Annotated in this window: 16 protein-coding genes, 1 tRNA gene and 1 pseudogene; 3 read left to right on the forward strand and 15 right to left on the reverse strand. The window is 61.8% G+C overall.

Annotation, left to right across the window (positions count from 1 at the left end):
* On the forward strand, positions 1-350 hold a 350-nt coding region (locus tag Q8M42_RS16780; RefSeq protein ID WP_305284918.1), incomplete at its 5' end, for an FAD-dependent monooxygenase.
* Positions 351-545: 195 nt separating this feature from the next.
* Here Q8M42_RS16780 and dctM read toward each other — a convergent pair.
* The 5 genes from dctM to Q8M42_RS16805 all read right to left on the reverse strand — a co-directional run bounded on the left by dctM (position 546) and on the right by Q8M42_RS16805 (position 7,074).
* On the reverse strand, positions 546-1,829 hold the full coding sequence (dctM, locus tag Q8M42_RS16785) for a C4-dicarboxylate TRAP transporter large permease protein DctM (RefSeq protein ID WP_304863372.1): 1,284 nt from the start codon (positions 1,827-1,829) through the stop codon (positions 546-548).
* Positions 1,826-2,458 carry a TRAP transporter small permease gene (locus tag Q8M42_RS16790; protein WP_304863368.1) on the reverse strand — a complete coding sequence of 211 codons (633 nt, stop codon included), beginning with the start codon at positions 2,456-2,458 and terminating at the stop codon, positions 1,826-1,828. The genes dctM and Q8M42_RS16790 overlap by 4 nt, the downstream gene beginning before the upstream one ends.
* Positions 2,459-2,585: 127 nt before the next feature.
* Positions 2,586-3,575: a C4-dicarboxylate TRAP substrate-binding protein DctP gene (gene dctP / locus Q8M42_RS16795; protein ID WP_304863366.1), complete on the reverse strand. Its 990-nt coding sequence runs from the start codon at positions 3,573-3,575 to the stop codon at positions 2,586-2,588.
* Positions 3,576-3,868: 293 nt separating this feature from the next.
* Positions 3,869-5,263, reverse strand: coding sequence for a sigma-54 dependent transcriptional regulator (locus tag Q8M42_RS16800; protein ID WP_304863363.1), 1,395 nt, complete (start codon positions 5,261-5,263; stop codon positions 3,869-3,871).
* Positions 5,260-7,074, reverse strand: coding sequence for an ATP-binding protein (locus Q8M42_RS16805; RefSeq protein ID WP_304863361.1), 1,815 nt, complete (start codon positions 7,072-7,074; stop codon positions 5,260-5,262). Before Q8M42_RS16805 ends, Q8M42_RS16800 begins: the two co-directional genes overlap by 4 nt.
* A 168-nt stretch (positions 7,075-7,242) precedes the next feature.
* Between Q8M42_RS16805 and Q8M42_RS21025 the strand changes: the two are divergent.
* Both Q8M42_RS21025 and Q8M42_RS21030 read left to right on the forward strand, forming a co-directional pair.
* Positions 7,243-8,004: pseudogene (locus tag Q8M42_RS21025) on the forward strand (MCP four helix bundle domain-containing protein); the annotation flags it as partial.
* Positions 8,005-8,139: 135 nt separating this feature from the next.
* Positions 8,140-8,868 carry a methyl-accepting chemotaxis protein gene (locus Q8M42_RS21030; RefSeq protein ID WP_370870355.1) on the forward strand — a complete coding sequence of 243 codons (729 nt, stop codon included), beginning with the start codon at positions 8,140-8,142 and terminating at the stop codon, positions 8,866-8,868.
* On the opposite strand, the gene rfbD is transcribed toward Q8M42_RS21030, so the two are convergent.
* The 10 genes from rfbD to Q8M42_RS16860 all read right to left on the reverse strand — a co-directional run bounded on the left by rfbD (position 8,865) and on the right by Q8M42_RS16860 (position 17,028).
* The gene (gene rfbD / locus Q8M42_RS16815) at positions 8,865-9,731 is read right to left on the reverse strand and encodes a dTDP-4-dehydrorhamnose reductase (RefSeq protein WP_304863357.1); all 867 of its coding nucleotides are present in this window, start codon (positions 9,729-9,731) and stop codon (positions 8,865-8,867) included. The two genes, Q8M42_RS21030 and rfbD, sit on opposite strands and share 4 nt — an antisense overlap.
* Positions 9,728-10,273, reverse strand: a complete 546-nt coding sequence (gene rfbC, locus Q8M42_RS16820) for a dTDP-4-dehydrorhamnose 3,5-epimerase (RefSeq protein WP_304863354.1) — start codon at positions 10,271-10,273, stop codon at positions 9,728-9,730. Before rfbC ends, rfbD begins: the two co-directional genes overlap by 4 nt.
* Before the next feature lie 2 nt (positions 10,274-10,275).
* Positions 10,276-11,142, reverse strand: a complete 867-nt coding sequence (gene rfbA, locus Q8M42_RS16825) for a glucose-1-phosphate thymidylyltransferase RfbA (protein WP_304863351.1) — start codon at positions 11,140-11,142, stop codon at positions 10,276-10,278.
* A gap of 11 nt (positions 11,143-11,153) precedes the next feature.
* Positions 11,154-12,206, reverse strand: coding sequence for a dTDP-glucose 4,6-dehydratase (rfbB, locus tag Q8M42_RS16830; RefSeq protein WP_304863349.1), 1,053 nt, complete (start codon positions 12,204-12,206; stop codon positions 11,154-11,156).
* A gap of 128 nt (positions 12,207-12,334) precedes the next feature.
* Positions 12,335-12,410: transfer RNA gene (locus Q8M42_RS16835), tRNA-Thr, on the reverse strand.
* A gap of 293 nt (positions 12,411-12,703) precedes the next feature.
* Positions 12,704-13,933, reverse strand: coding sequence for a methyltransferase (locus Q8M42_RS16840; protein ID WP_370692673.1), 1,230 nt, complete (start codon positions 13,931-13,933; stop codon positions 12,704-12,706).
* A gap of 36 nt (positions 13,934-13,969) precedes the next feature.
* Entirely contained in the window at positions 13,970-14,740 is a 771-nt protein-coding gene (locus Q8M42_RS16845) for an ABC transporter permease (RefSeq protein ID WP_304863347.1), read from the reverse strand.
* Positions 14,737-15,432: an ABC transporter permease gene (locus tag Q8M42_RS16850; RefSeq protein WP_304863344.1), complete on the reverse strand. Its 696-nt coding sequence runs from the start codon at positions 15,430-15,432 to the stop codon at positions 14,737-14,739. The genes Q8M42_RS16845 and Q8M42_RS16850 overlap by 4 nt, the downstream gene beginning before the upstream one ends.
* Positions 15,433-15,482: 50 nt before the next feature.
* Entirely contained in the window at positions 15,483-16,235 is a 753-nt protein-coding gene (locus Q8M42_RS16855; RefSeq protein ID WP_304863341.1) for an ABC transporter substrate-binding protein, read from the reverse strand.
* 19 nt (positions 16,236-16,254) lie between these two features.
* A complete protein-coding gene (locus tag Q8M42_RS16860) occupies positions 16,255-17,028 on the reverse strand; it encodes an ABC transporter ATP-binding protein (protein WP_167146445.1) in 774 nt (257 codons plus the stop codon).
* Positions 17,029-17,058 lie beyond the last annotated feature (30 nt).

The raw sequence follows: 17,058 nt of genomic DNA on the forward strand, positions 1-17,058 counted from the left end.
TTGGCGATGCCGCACACAGCATCCATCCGCTGGCCGGGCAGGGCGTCAACCTGGGCTTTCTCGATGTGGCAGTGCTGGCCGAGGTGCTGTTGCATGCCGCGCAGCGTGGCGAGCGCCTGGGTGATGTGAAGGTGCTCAGCCGTTACGAGCGCCGCCGTATGCCGCATAACCTGGCGATGATGGCGGCGATGGAAGGCTTCGAGCGGTTGTTCCAGGCCGACCCATTGCCGCTGCGCTGGTTGCGCAACAGCGGCCTCAACTGGGTGGATGATTTGCCGGAAGCCAAGGCGCTGTTTGTGCGTCAGGCGTTGGGGCTGTCGGGTGATTTGCCGGAGTTGGCGCGGGTTTAACGCGGGCTATCTAACACAGTGACGTGCGTTACACCGATGGTGGGTTACGCCGCGTTTCGAGCGGCGTGATACCTGGCCATTGCTGCATGCGGCTAACCTGCGCGGCCCGACCCACACTACAAAAGCTACGGGCAAAAAAAGCCCGGCACTAAGGCCGGGCGAAAAGTGTGTAGGGAAGTACACACGGAGTTGCTGTCAGGTCATGCCCAGCCAAGTGGGCAGCGCCATGGATACGGCAGGCACGTACGTGATGATCATCAGGAAGCTGAGCAGCAGCATCAGCCACGGCCAGGCGGCTTTGATCACGGCAGTCAGTGGCATGCCAGTCACCGCCGAGGTGACGAACAGGTTGAGCCCCACTGGCGGTGTGATCAGTCCGATTTCCATGTTCACCACCATGATGATGCCCAGGTGGATCGGATCGATGCCCAGCTGTACCGCAATCGGGAACAGGATCGGCGCGAGGATCAGGATGATCGCCGACGGCTCCATAAAGGCGCCCGCCACCAGCAGCACGATGTTCACCACTAGCAGGAACTGCCACGGCTGCAGGCCCATCTCGATCACCCAGGCGGTGATGGTCTGCGGGATCTGCTCGGTGGTCAGCACGTGGGCGAAGAGCATGGCGTTGGCGATGATGAACATCAGCATGATGGTCAGCTTGCCGGAGTCCAGCAGCACTTTGGGGCACTCGCGGATGGTCATGTCCTTGTACACGAACAACGCGACGAAGCCGGCGTAGACCGCCGCTACCGCCGCTGCTTCGGTGGGGGTGAACATGCCGGAGTAGATGCCGCCGAGGATGATCACCATCAACAGCAGGCCCCAGATCGCCTTGCGTGCCGTGGTCAGCAGCTGACGCAGGCTGGCACGTGGCATGGCCGGCAGGTTCATCTTCCGCGCGACGATATAGATCGCCACCATCAGCGCCAGGCCCAGCAGCAGGCCAGGCACCACGCCGGCCATAAACAACTTGCCCACCGATTGCTCGGTCGCAGCGGCATACACCACCATGACGATCGACGGTGGAATCAGGATGCCCAGGGTGCCGGCGTTACACACGATACCGGCGCCGAACGCCTGCGGGTAACCCGAGCGCACCATGCCGGCGATGGCAATCGAGCCCACCGCAGCCACGGTGGCGGGGGATGAGCCGGAGAGCGCGGCGAACAGCATGCAGGCCATCACCGCCGAGATTGCCAGGCCGCCACGGATATGGCCGACACAGGCGTTGGCGAAATCGATCAGGCGCTGAGCCACCCCGCCAGTGGTCATAAACGCACCAGACAGCAGGAAGAACGGAATCGCCAGCAGGGTGTAGTGCTCGGAGGTTTCAAACAACTTGATTGCCAGCGAACGCACCGAGTCCGGGCTGAACAGCATGATGGTGATCGAGCCGGCCAGGCCCAGGGAGGCGGCAATCGGCACGCCGATAAACATCAGCACGAACAGTAGAAGGAAGAGGAACAGGATGGTCATTGTTTGTGCTCCCCGTGCTCATTGATCTTCAGCGCCTCGGCGGCTTCATCAGCCAGGCCCAGGCCGGTCTGCTGGTTGCGCAGGATGCGCACGAAGATTTCCAAGAAGCGGATAAACACCATGGCGTAGCCGAACGGCACGATCAGGGTGATATGCCATTGCATGATGCCGTAGTGACCGAGGTCTTCAGCACCGATGCCGGCGGTGAACAGGGTTTTCACCCAGTCGAAGCTGGCCACGGTGATCAGCCCGGCATAGCCCAGGCAGGCCAGGCAGGCGATCAGGCCGATAACCCGCTGCACCGGTTTGCTCGCCAGTTTCACCAGCGCATCGACACCGATGTGCCCGGCGGTGCGCACACCGTAGGCCAGGCCGAAGAAGATCAACCAGGCGAATAACGCCTTGGTCAGGGCAATGCTCCAGGTCATTGACTGGGCCATGCCGAGAATGCTGTCGCCAATGGCGAAGAACAACTCACTGCTGCCTTCCCAGCGATCCGCCAGGTTGTAGAACAGTGTGTAGAGGTTATTGAGGATCACGTAGACGAAGGTCACCAGCGTCATGGCGGCCAGCAGAAAGGCGATAAAGCCTTCCTCGAAGTGGTCCCAGACGCGCCGCAAGGCGTTCATCGATAGAGTCTCCAGTGTTTGAGGGGCGGCGTACCCAGGCAGCCCACTAGGGTTGCCTGGGTATTCAGCCAATCGCGCAGCGGCAAGGCTGCGCTGTGGTTGGGCTCAGGCCGCAGCCTGCTCCGCCTTACTGGTTGGCTGCGTCGGCGGCTTTGATCAGGTCAGCACCGATTTCAGCTTCGAACTTGCTCCACACCGGCTTCATGGCATCGCGCCATTCATTACGCTGCTCAGGGGTCAGGCTAATGATCTCGGTGGTTTTCGCGTCGAGGATGCGCTGCTTGTCGCCTTCGTTGAGGGCGTCAGCCTGCTTGTTCACTTCGGCGGTCACTTCCACGATGATCTTGTCCAGCTCGCTGCGTACATCAGCAGGCAGGCCGTTCCAGAACTTGGTGTTGGTGATCAGCATGTAATCCAGTACACCGTGGTTGGACTCGGTGATGAACTTCTGCACTTCGTGCATCTTCTGGCTGTAGATGTTCGAGTAGGGGTTCTCGGCACCGTTAACCACGCCAGTCTGCAGGCCTTGGTAAACCTCGGCGAAGCTCATTTTGCGCGGGTTGGCTTTAACGGCCTTGAACTGCTCTTCCAGTACGGCGGAAGCCTGTACGCGGAATTTCAGGCCACGGGCATCTTTCGGCTCACGCAGCGCCTTGTTGGCGGACAGCTGCTTGAGGCCGTTGTGCCAGTAGGCCAGGCCGGTGATGTTTTTATCTTCCATGGACTTCAGCAGCGCCTGACCTTCCGGGCTCAGCTGGAAGCGGTCGACGGCGGCCATGTCGTTAAACAGGAACGGCAGGTCGAATACCTGGATTTGCTTGGTGTACTGCTCGAATTTGGCCAGCGATGGGGCAATCAGCTGCACGTCACCGAGCAACAGCGCTTCCATTTCCTTGCCATCGCCGAACAGCGAGGAGTTCGGGTAAACCTCGACCTTGACCTTGTCGCCCAGGCGCTCTTCAGCGAGCTTCTTGAACAGCACGGCACCCTGGCCTTTAGGGGTGTGGTCGGCGACCACGTGGGAGAACTTGATCACGATCGGGTCGGCGGCCTGGGCCATGCCGGCGATGCTCAGCGACAGGGCGCACGCGAGCGCCTTGGCAGTCAGTTTGAACATGGAGTCTTTCCTCTTGTTTTTGTATTGCGTGATGCGCCGCAGCGCTACAAGTCGGGCGAACAGGCTCAAGTCTAGGCGGCCTGTCAGAAAATGACGGGCGTCGGGCAGATTGCCTAGAGCTGTGCGTTAGTGAGTCGCCTGCAGGAGGCTAGAGCAACCGCCATGCCAGGCGCTGAAATGGTCGCTGTTAGTAGTGTGAAACGCAGCAGCGACAAGGCCTGGCGGGTTGTTGCAGGAGATTTCGCGCGCTGCTGCGCAGGCCGTTTGCGCAGCTTTTGGCGGAAATCCGCCGGCTACTCGAGGCTGTCTGGCGAGCTTCCGCCAGCGTCGGCGAAGCTCAGGCCGTGTTTACGCAGCTTGTCGTGCAGGGTTTTGCGCGGCACGCCCAGAGCCTCGGCCAGGCTGCGCAGCGAGCTGTGCGAGCGGCTCAGTTCGGCGCTGATCAGGCTGCGCTCGAAGGCTTCCACCTGGGCGTTCAGGCCGCCGTTGTTGCCGTCCTCATCAGGCATCGGCGCAGCGGCCTGTGCCTGCAGGTCGAGGTCAAGTTCCAGGCCGAGGGCAAAGCGTTCGGCGGCGTTCTGTAATTCGCGCACGTTGCCCGGCCAGGGATGACGCAGCAGCGCTGCACGCTGGCCCGGTTGCAGGCTGCGTTCGGCCAGGCCATGGCGGCTGCTGGCAGCCTCGGCAAAGTGCTGGAACAGCAACAGGGCATCTTCGCCGCGCTCGCGCAGGGCCGGGATACGCAGCGGGGCGACGTTCAGGCGGTAATACAGGTCGGCGCGGAAACGCCCCTGGTCGGCGGCCTGGCGCAGGTCTTCCTTGGTCGCGGCAATCACCCGAATATCCAGGGGAATCAGCTGGTTGCCACCGAGGCGCTCGACCACCCGCTCCTGCAGCAGGCGCAGCAGTTTGACTTGCACTTCCAGGCTCATGCTTTCGATTTCATCGAGAAACAGGGTGCCGCCATTGGCGAATTCGAACTTACCGATGCGGCGTTTTTGCGCGCCGGTAAAGGCACCCTGTTCATGGCCGAACAGCTCGCTTTCCACCACCGATTCGGCCAGGGCGCCGGCGTTGATCGCCACGAACGGCCCGGCGCGGCGGTTCGACAGGTCATGCAGCGCGCGCGCCACCACTTCCTTGCCGGCGCCGGTTTCGCCGAGGATCAGCACATCGCTGTTGATCCCGGCCAGGGCGCCGATCTGCTCGCGCAGGCGCAGCATGGCTGGCGATTGGCCGACCAAACGCGCCGACAGGGTGTGGCGGTCGGCCAGGGCCATGCGCAGGCTGCGGTTATCCAGCACCAGGCGGCGCAGGGCCAGGGCACGGCGCACGCTGTCGAGCAGGTCGTCGCTGGCGAAGGGCTTTTCCAGAAAGTCATAGGCGCCCGCGCGCATGGCCTGCACGGCCAGCGGCACATCGCCGTGGCCGGTGATCAGCAGCACCGGCAGTTCCGGGTCCTGCTCCTGCAGCTGTTGCAGCAGTTGCAGGCCATCAATGCCGGGCATGCGGATATCGCTGACCACCACGCCCGGCCAGTCGCGCTCGATGCGCGCGGCCACGCCATGGGCGTCGGCCAGGCTGCTGACCTTGAGCCCTGCCAGGTCGAGGGTCTGGCTCAGCGCCTGACGCAGGTGCGGGTCGTCGTCGATCAGCAGCACCTGGGTGCGGGAGTCGATCATGCTCATACAACAAAGTCCTCTGGCGACTGGGTTTTGATGCCCTGGTCCGCGGCGCGCAGGCGCAGGGTCAGCTGAGCGCCGCCGTCGGGGTGGTTGGCGAACAGCAGTTCGCCGCCCAGGGCGCGCATCAGGGTATCGCAAATGGCCAGGCCGAGGCCGAGGCCCTGAGCGCTGGTTTTGGTGGTGAAGAATGGCTCGCGGGCGCGTTGCAGGGCCTCCTGACTAAAGCCGGGGCCATTGTCCCGCAGGTGTAGGTCGACGCCCTCGGCGGTAAGTTCGGCACTCAGCCACAGGCGGCGGGGCTGCGGCACTTCGCTCAAGGCATCGAGGGCGTTGGCCAACAGGTTGCCGAGCACCTGGCGCAGGCGGGTTTCCCCAGCCTGCACCCACAGGGTGGCGTTGGGCAGGTCGCGAATCAGCTCGACCTGCATGGCCTGGCGACGCTTGGCCAGCAGGGCCAGGGCATCGTCGATGGCCGGTTGCAGGGCCACGCTTTCCGGGGCGTGGCGGTCACGGCGGGCGAAGGCGCGCAGGTGGGAAATGATCGAAGCCATGCGCTCGGTAAGCTGGCTGATCAGCTTGAGGTTGGCGCGGGCATCGTCGCCGCGCTGGTGGTCGAGCAGCACGCAGGCGTTGTCGGCGTAGCTGCGAATGGCCGCCAGCGGCTGATTGAGTTCATGGCTGATGCTCGCACTCATGGTGCCCAGGGCCGAGAGTTTGCTGGCCTGCACCAGTTCATCCTGCGCTTGCACCAGCTCCTGCTGAGCCTGTTCACGTTCCAGCACTTCCTGTTTCAGCCGGCTATTCAGCCGTTCCAGGTCCAGGGTGCGCTCCAGCACGCGTTGCTCCAACTGTTGACGCGCCTGGCTGTCGAGGGCGATTCGCTCCAGGTAGTGGCGGCGACGCTGCATCAGCAGGCCGAGCAGCAGCATCAGCAACAGCAGCATGCCGCCGCCGGCCACCAGGGCGGTGCGTACGGGGCGGTCGAGCAGGCTGCGCGGCGCGAGAATACTGACGGTCCAGCCGGTTTCCTTGAGCTCGCGGTCCTGGCGAATCCAGTTCTGCGCATCCAGCTTGATCGGTGGCGGCGCCTGGGTCGGGTAAGGCAGGTTGGCGGCGATTGCGGCGCGCTCGGCGGCGTCCAGCGGGCGGCTGGCGGTAAAGCGCCACTGGCTGTTGGAGGTGAGGATCACCACGCCATTGGCGTCGGTTACCAGCAGTTGTTCCGGGGTGTTGCCCCACAGGGTTTCGGTGTGGTCGAGGTCGACCTTGACCACCAGCGCGCCGAGGTTGCGCTCACCGTCGCGCACGGCGGCGGCAAAGTAATAACCGCGCTTGCCCGAGGTGGTGCCGAGGCCGAAGAAGCGCCCCGGCCGGCCGGCGATGGCTTCGCGGAAATACGGGCGGAAAGCAAAGTTGCGGTCGACGAAGGAATCGCTCTGCTCCCAGTTGGAGGCTGCTAGGGTCTTGCCGTCGGGGTCCATCAGGTAGATCACGTCGGCCCCGGTCTGCCCGCGCACACGGTCAAGCAGGCGGTTGGCGTTCTCCAGTAGGGCGCGTTCGGTTGGCTGCTGCAGGGCCAGACGCAGGGCCGGCAGGTCACCGAGAATCGGGGGTAGCACTTCATAACGGCGCAGCGTACCGAGCAGGTTGGCCACATAGAGGTCGAGGGTCTGGCGGTTCTGTTCGACCAGTACGCCGCTGTAGTAACGCTCGGCCAGTTGCTGCAGCGGCCACAGCAGGGGCGTCAGCAGCAGGGCGAGGACGGCCAGGCTGCGCCAACGCGGACGACGTGGGTGAGGGTGGGCGGTGGACATGCGCTTACTCGGGCAGGGCGATCAGTTGAGAGTGGCGGTTATGCAATAAGTGGGCAAGCTCGCCGATATGGGTCAATACTCAAATCGTTCGGCATCGCTTTGGAGTAATGATGCCGCCCCGGTTGCGCCCTGCATGGACGGCTGCGCTTTGGTCCCTGGAGGTTTGCAATGTTGGCACAAATAACGGTAAGGGCGAGGCTGCTGCTGTTGGCGGTGGTGCCGCTGCTGGTGCTGATTGTGGTCATCGCTATGGCGTTGTCCAACGCCGGCAAGCTCAATCAGAGTTTTGACGAGCTATTTAACGACCGTATGCGGCCGATCAGCCAGCTCAAGGTGGTCTCTGATGCCTATGCGGTGGCGATGGTCGATGCACTGCATAAATACCGCGCCGGGGTGTTCGATGAATCCGCGTTGCGCAAGGCATTCAGTGATGCCCGCAGCCGTGGCGACAAGGCCTGGGCCGAATACATCGCCACCCGTCTGACCCGGGATGAAAGCAGTCGGGTCGAACGGGTCAAGCCGCATCTGTTGCGGGTGCAGCAACTGGCCGATCAGTATCTGGGGCAGCTCGGCAATGGCCAGCTATTGGCAGCGGAGGCCGGGCCGTTCAATCGCACCCTGTATGACACGTTCGACCCGCTCGGTGGCGAGCTGGAAGGCTTGATCAATCTACAGCTGAGTGAAGGCGAGCAACTTAACGTCGAGACCGCCGCGCAGTACCAGACGATCCGCAACACCTTTGTGTTGATCGGCGCAGTGGCGTTGTTGCTGGTGCTGGTGGCGGCGCTGTTGATCAGCCTGTCGATCATTCGTCCGCTGGCTGGCTTGCGCAGCCTGATCAGCGAAGTGCAGCAGTCGTCCAATCTGACCCTGCGCGCCGATACCAGCGGTCGCGATGAGGTGTCTGATACCGCGCGGGCCTTTAATACCATGCTTGAGCACCAGCAGGCGTTGATCCGGCATCTGGCCGATACCGCCACTCAACTGGCCGCTGCCTCTGAGGAAATGAGCGCGATCAGCGCCCAGGTCAGCCAGGCCGCCTCGGCCCAGGGTGACCAGACCAATATGGTTGCCACCGCCGTGCACCAGATGAGCGTGGCGGTGCAGGAGGTGGCGCGCAATGCGCAGTCCACCGCGAGCAATGCGGCGGACGCCAACAAGGAAGCGCGCCAGGGCAGCGAGTTGGTGCAGTCCAACCTCACATCGATTCAGGGGTTGTCGGTGTCGGTGGAGAAAGCCGGCGAGGTGATCGACACCCTGCACAGCCAGAGCGATGAAATCAGCAAGGTACTTGGGGTGATCCAGAGCATCGCCGAGCAGACCAACCTGCTGGCGCTCAACGCGGCCATCGAGGCGGCGCGTGCCGGTGAGGCGGGGCGCGGCTTTGCCGTGGTGGCCGATGAGGTGCGCAGCCTGGCCAGTAATACGCAGAAAGCCACCGAGTCGATTCGCAGCATGATCGATGCCCTGCAAGGCGGCGCGCGCAGTGCGGTAAGCGCCATGCAGCTATCGCGCGAGCAGGCGCAAAACAGCGTCAGTCATGCCCGTGAAGCAGGTGAGGTGCTCAATCATATTGCCCATGCCATCGAAGGCATTGCCGATGGCAATGTGCAGATTTCCGCTGCTACCGAGGAGCAGACCGCGGTGGCCAACGAGATCAGCCAGAACATCAGCAGCCTTAATGACAGCATTGGCGAGGTGGTCAACGGCGCCGAGCAGAGCTCGATTGCCAGTCGCGATCTGGCGCAACTGGCCACCGGTTTGCAGCAGCAGATTCAGCGTTTCAGGGCTTAGCTGCGAGCGAGGCATTGCTCCAGCGCGGCTTGCCAGGTTGGCAGTTGAACCTGCCAGTCCTGCTGCAGGCGGCTGCAGTCCAAACGTGAATTAAGTGGGCGTTGCGCCGGGGTTGGGTAAGCGCTGCTGGGAATGGGCTGCAGCGCCGCCACGCGTTTGCCCTGGCTGCGCAGGTGCGCGGCAATCGCGCTGGCGAAACCGAACCAGCTGGTTTCGCCCTGCGCAGTCATGTGATACACGCCCCACGGGCCGTCCTGGCCAGTTCGCCACTGCTCAATCAGTTGCGCCGTGGTCTGGGCAATAGTGCCGGCCCAGGTTGGTGCGCCGATCTGGTCGTCCACCACTGAAAGGTTTTCGCGCTCCTGCAGCAGGCGCTGCATGGTCAGCAGAAAGTTTTTGCCGTGCTGCGAATAGACCCAGCTGGTGCGCAGAATCAGGTGCATACCGCCCACGGCCTGAATTGCCTGCTCGCCCGCCAGCTTGCTGCGTCCGTATACGCTCAGCGGATGGGTGGCGTCGCTTTCGCGGTAAGGTTTGGCGTGGCTGCCGTCGAATACATAATCGGTGGAGTAATGGAGCAGCGGAGCGCCCAGCTCGGCAGCGACCTCGGCGAGGATGCCGGGCGCGCTGGCGTTGATCGCGAAGGCCAGCTCCGGCTCGCTCTCGGCCTGATCCACCGCGGTGTGCGCGGCGGCATTGATGATCAGCTCGGGGCGCAGGCGCTGGACGTGCTGACGAATTAGTTCGGGCTGAGCCAGGTCCAGCTGCTCGCGGCCCAGTACTGTCAGTTCGCCTGCGCCTTGCAGGGCGCGCTGAAGTTCCTGGCTGACCTGGCCATGCTGGCCGAGCAGGAGAATCTTCATGGGAAAACCTGCGCATCAGCGAAGCTGAGCCCAGCCTGATCCTTGGCTGATAACTGCGGCGCGCCATCCAGTGGCCAGTCGATGGCCAGGGTCGGGTCATCCCAGCGGATGCAGCGCTCGTGTTCGGGGGCATAGTAGTCGGTGGTCTTGTAGAGAAATTCGGCGAACTCGCTGAGCACGACAAAGCCATGGGCAAAACCTTCCGGCACCCATAGTTGCCGCTTGTTCTCAGCGGACAATAGATTGCCCGCCCATTTGCCGAAGGTGGGCGAGCTGCGACGTAGGTCCACGGCCACGTCATAGACTTCGCCAGCGGTGACCCGTACCAGTTTGCCCTGCGCTTGCTGCACTTGATAATGCAGGCCGCGTAGCACGTCTTTGGCTGAGCGCGAGTGATTGTCCTGAACGAACTCACGCTGCAGGCCGGTGGCATCGGCAAAGCTGCGGGCATTGAAGCTCTCGAAGAAAAAACCGCGCTGATCGCCGAACACCTTGGGCTCGAGAATGATCATGCCGGGTAGTTCGGTGTTAACAGCTTGCATGGTTAATCCTCGGCCAGTTTGAACAGGTATTGGCCGTAGCCGGTTTTGCCGAAGGCTTTGGCCTGTTCCAGTAGTTGTTGGCGATCAATCCAGCCTTGCTGGTAGGCGATCTCTTCCAGGCAGGCAACTTTCAGGCCTTGGCGGTGCTCGATGGTCTGCACGTATTGCGAGGCGTCGAGCAGGCTGTCGTGGGTGCCGGTGTCGAGCCAGGCAAAGCCACGGCCGAAACGCTCTACACGCAGGTCACCGCGCACCAGGTAAGCGTTGTTGACGTCGGTGATTTCCAGCTCGCCGCGCGCCGAAGGTTTGACCGCCTTGGCGATTTCGATCACGTCGTTGTCGTAGAAATACAGGCCGGTCACCGCATAGCTGGACTTCGGAACTGTAGGCTTCTCCTCAATGGCGATGGCCTTACCCTCAGTATCGAACTCGATCACGCCAAAGCGCTGCGGGTCCTTGACCCAATAGCCGAACACCGTAGCCCCTGATGGCTCTGCGGCCGCGCGCAGAAGTTTCTCGGTGAAGTGCTGACCGTGAAAAATGTTATCGCCGAGGATCAAGCACACCGAATCCGCGCCAATAAAGTCTTCGCCAAGAATAAAGGCCTGGGCGAGACCGTCGGGTGAGGGTTGTTCGCTGTAGTCGAAGTGCACACCAAACTGGCTGCCATCACCGAGCATCTTGCGAAAATTCGGTAGATCCTGCGGGGTGGATATGATCAGGATTTCACGAATACCGGCGAGCATCAGCACCGAGATCGGGTAGTAGATCATCGGCTTGTCATAGATCGGCAGCAGCTGCTTGGACACGCCGAGGGTGATGGGGTGCAAGCGGCTACCGGAGCCACCGGCGAGAATGATGCCTTTCATTGTGCTGCTCCTTAAAGTGCGCCGAGGCGTTCGCGTTGGTAGCTGCCATCCTGCACGCGGCGGCACCAGTCGAGGTTGTCCAGGTACCAGAGCACGGTCTTGCGCAGGCCGCTGGTGAAGGTTTCGGCGGGTTTCCAGCCCAGTTCGCGCTCAATCTTGCTGGCATCGATGGCATAGCGTAGGTCATGGCCTGGGCGGTCAGTGACGAAACTGATCTGCTCTTTATATGAGCCGTTCTGGCGTGGCGCCAGCTCGTCCAATAGCCCGCAGATACTTTCCACCACATGCAAGTTCTTCTGCTCGTTGTGTCCGCCGATGTTGTAGGTCTCGCCGACCTTGCCTTCGCTTACCACCTTTAATAGTGCGCGGGCATGGTCTTCCACATACAGCCAATCGCGCACCTGTTGGCCATTGCCGTAGACCGGTAGCGGCTTGCCATCCAGGGCGTTGAGGATCACCAGCGGGATCAGCTTTTCCGGAAAGTGATAGGGGCCGTAATTGTTCGAGCAGTTGGTCAGCAGTACCGGCAAGCCGTAGGTGCGCTGCCAGGCGCGGACCAGGTGATCTGAGGCGGCCTTGCTCGCCGAGTAGGGCGAGCTGGGGGCATAGGGTGTGGTTTCTGTAAATAGATCGTCTACGCCATGCAGGTCGCCATACACCTCGTCAGTGGAAATATGGTGAAAGCGAAACGCTGCCTTGCGCGCAGGGTCCAACTGCGACCAGTAGCTGCGAGTGGCCTCAAGCAGCGCATAGGTGCCGACAATATTGGTCTGGACAAACGCCGCTGGGCCGTCGATGGAGCGGTCGACGTGCGACTCAGCCGCCAAGTGCATGATCGCGTCCGGCTGAAATTCAGCCAGTGCCTGGCTGACCGCCGCGCTATCGGCAATATCCGCTTGCACAAAGCGATAGCCAGGATGATCGGCAACACTGGTCAACGACTCGAGATTGCCGGCATAGGTCAGCTTGTCGAGGTTGAGCACCTGATGCTCGGTGTGATTCAGCAGATGACGAATCAGCGCCGAACCGATAAAGCCGGCGCCGCCGGTGATAAGGATATGCACGGACCCACACCTTCCTGTTTATATGCTCGGTGAACATTGCTGGGCAGTGTTACAAGCCATGCAGAATGGGGCAAGTGCAGTATTCTTTGCATAAAAAAGCCCCGCATCGCTGCGGGGCTTTCTTTATATGGTGCCGGCACCAGGAATCGAACCCGGGACCTACTGATTACAAGTCAGTTGCTCTACCAGCTGAGCTATACCGGCCTTTGAGGGTCGCCATTATATCCATTCATTTGGCTGAGTAAAGCCGTCTGAGCGTAGTTCTGTGCAGGCATTGTTATCAGTAGCAATATGCTTATGCACATATGCAGGGTATCTGGTACGAACGTGCGCGAGCTTTGTGCGCTGGTTCGCGGTATTGGCTAAGTGCATGTTTTTACAAGCTATATTTTCAGATTAAAAAATGCGCAGATTGGCGACATGCAGCTGGAACGGGCGTTTGCGCGGTTTGCTCAGATTCTGTCAACAGAGTTATCCACAGATGCTGTGGGAAACTTTCATGGGTGTTCTGCCAGTAGCAGCAGGTTTCGCGGGCTCTGTTGGTAGCTGCAGAAGGTGCCAAGGCGCACGTTGTAGCCTTGCTCTTGCAGAAACAGGCCTCGGTCGAGCAGCAGCCAGAGCTCCAGTGGGCGGCGGAACAGGTTGCGCAGCAGTTCCAGGTTGCGCACCTCGGCGAGGCGTTGCCAGCCATTGTGTTCAAGCAGCTGCCAATTTTGTGCGGTGGGTGTAGGCAGTTGTTTGAGTGCCGCGAGGTCTTGGCAGTAATCGGTAAAGGGCTTGTCCAGCCAGGCCGGCGGCAGGGATGGCGTTGGTAAGTATTCGTCGACGCCACGCAACTGGCGTTGCAGCAGGTCGAAGGCCAAGCGGCGGGCCATGGATTGGTCGCGCTGGCGGCGTACCCGTGCGCCAGCGGTGACGGTTTCGCTCAGCGGCAGGCTGAGGTCGTCGATGGCCAGTTGCAGTGTTGAGGCCTGAGCGCTTGCTGACAGCGGTCGATAGGTCGCTGTACTGATGCGGTTGTAGCAGCAGGGCGCTACGGCCAGTTGCTGGCAGCCGGCCTGGCTGGCCAGTTGCAGCAGGCGCGTATGCAGCTCGCCGCAGGCATGCAGCGCCACGGGCGTGTGTTGCGCCTGCAGTTGCTTCGCTGCGTCGGCGGCCAGCACATCCTGCTCAATATGTTGGGCGGCGATGCCGAGTTTATGGCTGAGTTGTTGACCGCTGCTCACCAGTTGCGGGTTGTATTCCAGGCAGGTCAGGTTGCCGCCGCCATGTGCAAGCATCCGGCCGAGGTGGCCTTTGCCAGCGCACCAGTCCAGCCAGTGTTGCGGCGCATGGCTAAAGCTCAGGCTGCGGGCGAAGGCGTCGATTTGCTGCCACTTGCGCCCCGGTACATCGCTGCTAAAACGGGCGGGTAATACCTGTACGGGTGACTGTGGCAGTTCACCTATCTGGCTTAGGTCATGAGCCTGGGCGGCCAGTTGCGGGAAGGGTGCGGGTGCTTGCAGCAGGTGCGGCTGGTTATGCGCCGCTTCGGCATGCTCCAGACTTTGTGCCCTGAGCCAGGTTGCCAGCTGTGGGTGGTTGGCTTCCCAGGGCAATGCCGGGTAATGCACAAAGGGCCGTGGTCGCCATAGCGCCTGGTGCTCGATAAGGAAACTGTCGAGCGCCTGAAAACGCTGCAGCAAGGCAGCGTCTTGCAGAATCGGGGCGGGAGTGGTGGTAGGCATGATGGGTTGTGCCTGAGGGCGCGAGCCCTCAGGCAATCAGCGGCCCTGGCAGGCGTCGACGCGCAGCCAGCGTTCCAGCAGCTTGAAGCCGCGTACCAGGAGGAAGGCGATCAGCAGGTAGAACATCCCCGCAGCAAAGAAGATCTCCACCGGCAGATAGGTGCGGGCGATGATGGTGCGGGCCATGCCGGTCAGTTCCAGCAGGGTCACGGTGCTGGCCAGGGCGCTGGCCTTGAGCATCAGGATCACTTCGTTGCTGTAAGCCGGCAGGCCGATACGCGCGGCGCGTGGCAGCACGATATAGATCATGGTCTTGGCCCGTGACATACCTAGGGCGCGAGCGGCTTCGATCTCACCCGGCGGCACGGCCTGAATCGCGCCGCGCAGAATCTCGGCGATATAGGCAGCGGTGTGCAGGGTCATGGTCAGCACCGCGCACCAGTACGGGGAGCGCAGATAGGGCCAGAGCGGGCCTTCACGCACCGCATCGAACTGCGCCAGGCCGTAATAGACCAGGAACAGCTGCACCAGCAGTGGTGTGCCACGGAAAAAGAAGATGTAGCCGTAGGGCAGGGCGCGCACATACCAGTGCCGCGAGGCGCGGGCGATACCCATGGGCAGGGCGAGAATAAGCCCGGCGAGAACCGCGATGGCCACCAGCTCCAGGGTCAGCAGGGCGCCTTCCGACAGGCGCGGCAGCCACTTGATAATCACGTCCCAGTTAAGCGCAGTAAGGCCGCCCCAGAGCGCATAGGCAATCAGCGCAACGGCAGCCGACCAGGCGGCTATTTCAGAGATTTTTCTCATGACGCGCTCCTGACAAAGCCACGGCTGGAGCGTTTTTCCAGGAAGTGCATGCCGATCATCGCCAGCACCGTCAGGCCCAGGTAGATAAAGGCCGCCACCATATAAAAGGTGAAGGGCTCCTTGCTGGCGGTCACGGCGATTTGCGAGCGGCGCATGATTTCTTCCAGGCCGATCACCGACACCAGCGCGGTGTCCTTCATCAGAATCATAAACAGGTTGCCCAGGCCGGGCAGGGCGATGCGCCACATCTGCGGCAGGATCAGTCGCCAGAAAATCCGTGGCTTGGACATGCCCAAAGCCTGACCGGCTTCGCGGTGGCCCTTGGGGATGGCCAGGATCGCGCCGCGAAACACCTCGGTGGCGTACGCGCCGAAGCAGATGCCGAGGGCGATGGTGCCGGCGGCGAAGGCGTTCAGCTCAAGGCTTTCGATGCCGAGCAGGTCCGCCAGGTAGCGCATCAGCTGCACGGTGCCGAAATAGATCAGCAATACCCAGAGCAGCTCGGGAATCCCGCGCACGATGGTCGAATACGTACCGCCAAGCCATTGCAGCGGCTTGTACGGGGAAGTCTTGGCGAGGGCGCCGAGCAAGCCGAGCACCAGACCCAGGCACAGCGCGCTAAGCGCCAGCTTGATGGTCATCAGGGTGCCAGCAGCCAGGGCCGGGCCGAATCCGTAGAGATCGAAATTCATAGGGGCTCAGAAGCCTGCGCCGCCCGGGCGGGCGACGCAGTGCCGGCAGCTTAGTAGATGCTGAAGGGGAAGTACTTGTCGTTGATTTTCTTGTAGGTACCGTCAGCCACGATCTCGGCCAGTGCGGCGTTCAGCTTGTCGCGCAGGGCGTCGCCCTTGCGTACGGCAATGCCGATCTTATCGTTGTCGAAAACCGGGTCGCCCTTGAACTCGAAGCTCTTGCCGGCGTCGCTCTTCAGCCATTCCCAGTTAACGAAGGTGTCAGCCAGCACGCCATCGAGGCGGCCCGAAGACAGGTCGAGGTAGGCGTTTTCCTGGGTGTCGTACAGCTTGATATCGACCACGCCATTGAGGTTGTCTTCCAGCCAGGTGCCGGCGATGGTAGCGCGCTGGGCACCGATCACTTTGCCTTTCAGGCTGGCTTTATCCGTCTTGAAATCGCCGCCTTTCGGGGCGATGAACTGCAGCTTGTTGGTGTAGTAGGGCTCGGTGAAATCCACCGCAGCCTTGCGCTCTTCGGTGATCGACATGGAGGCGATCAGGAAGTCGAATTTCTTCGCATTGAGAGCCGGGATGATGCCGTCCCAGTCGGAGGTGACCACTTCGCACTCGGCCTGCATCTTGGCGCACAGGGCCTGGCCGATTTCCACGTCAAAACCGCCGACCTGACCGCTGGCGTCAATCAGGTTGAAGGGCGGGTAAGCGCCTTCGGTACCCAGTTTCAACTTGTCCGCGGCGACGGCGCTGGTGCCGAAGGCCAGGGTGGCGGCCGCGGCCAGCAGGATCTTCTTATAGTTCTGCATGCGTAGTTGCTCCGTGTTTTCAGTGATTACTGGACATGAATTGTTTGCAGCGCGCCGAGTTCGGGTTGTCGAACACCTGCTCCGGAGAACCCTGCTCTTCAACCAGGCCCTGATGCAGAAACACCACCTCACTGGACACCTGACGGGCAAAGCCCATCTCATGGGTGACCAGCAGCATGGTGCGGCCTTCCTCGGCGAGTGCGCGGATCACATTAAGCACTTCTTGTACCATCTCCGGGTCGAGGGCCGAAGTGGGCTCATCGAACAGGATGACTTTCGGCTGCATGGCCAGGGTGCGGGCAATCGCTGCGCGCTGTTGCTGGCCGCCAGAAAGCTGATTCGGATAAACGTGGCGCTTGTCGGCGATACCGACCTTGGCCAGCAGCGCCTCGGCTACTTCGATAGCTTCGGCCTTGCTCTGCCCCAATACGCGGCGCGGCGCCTCGATAATGTTGTCGAGCACGCTCATGTGCGGCCACAGATTGAAATTCTGGAAGACGAAGCCGATTTCGCTGCGCAGGCGATTGATCTGGCGACTGTCGGCGGCGACCAGGTCACCATTCTTTGCGGCTTTGAGCTTGAGTTCTTCGCCCGCGAGGATGATCTGCCCCTTGTGAGGGTTTTCCAGCAGGTTGATGCAGCGCAGAAAGGTCGACTTGCCGGAGCCGGAAGAACCGAGGATGGAAATCACATCGCCGTCGCGAGCGGTGAGGGAGATGCCCTTGAGCACCTCAAGGTCGCCGTAGCGTTTGTGCAGGTCGCGTATTTCCAGCGCGGGCGTGGCCTCAGCCATGGGATGCTTTCCTCTTATTCGAATGCGCTC

This window comes from Pseudomonas sp. (assembly GCF_030684895.1).
Classification (GTDB): Bacteria; Pseudomonadota; Gammaproteobacteria; order Pseudomonadales; family Pseudomonadaceae; genus Aquipseudomonas.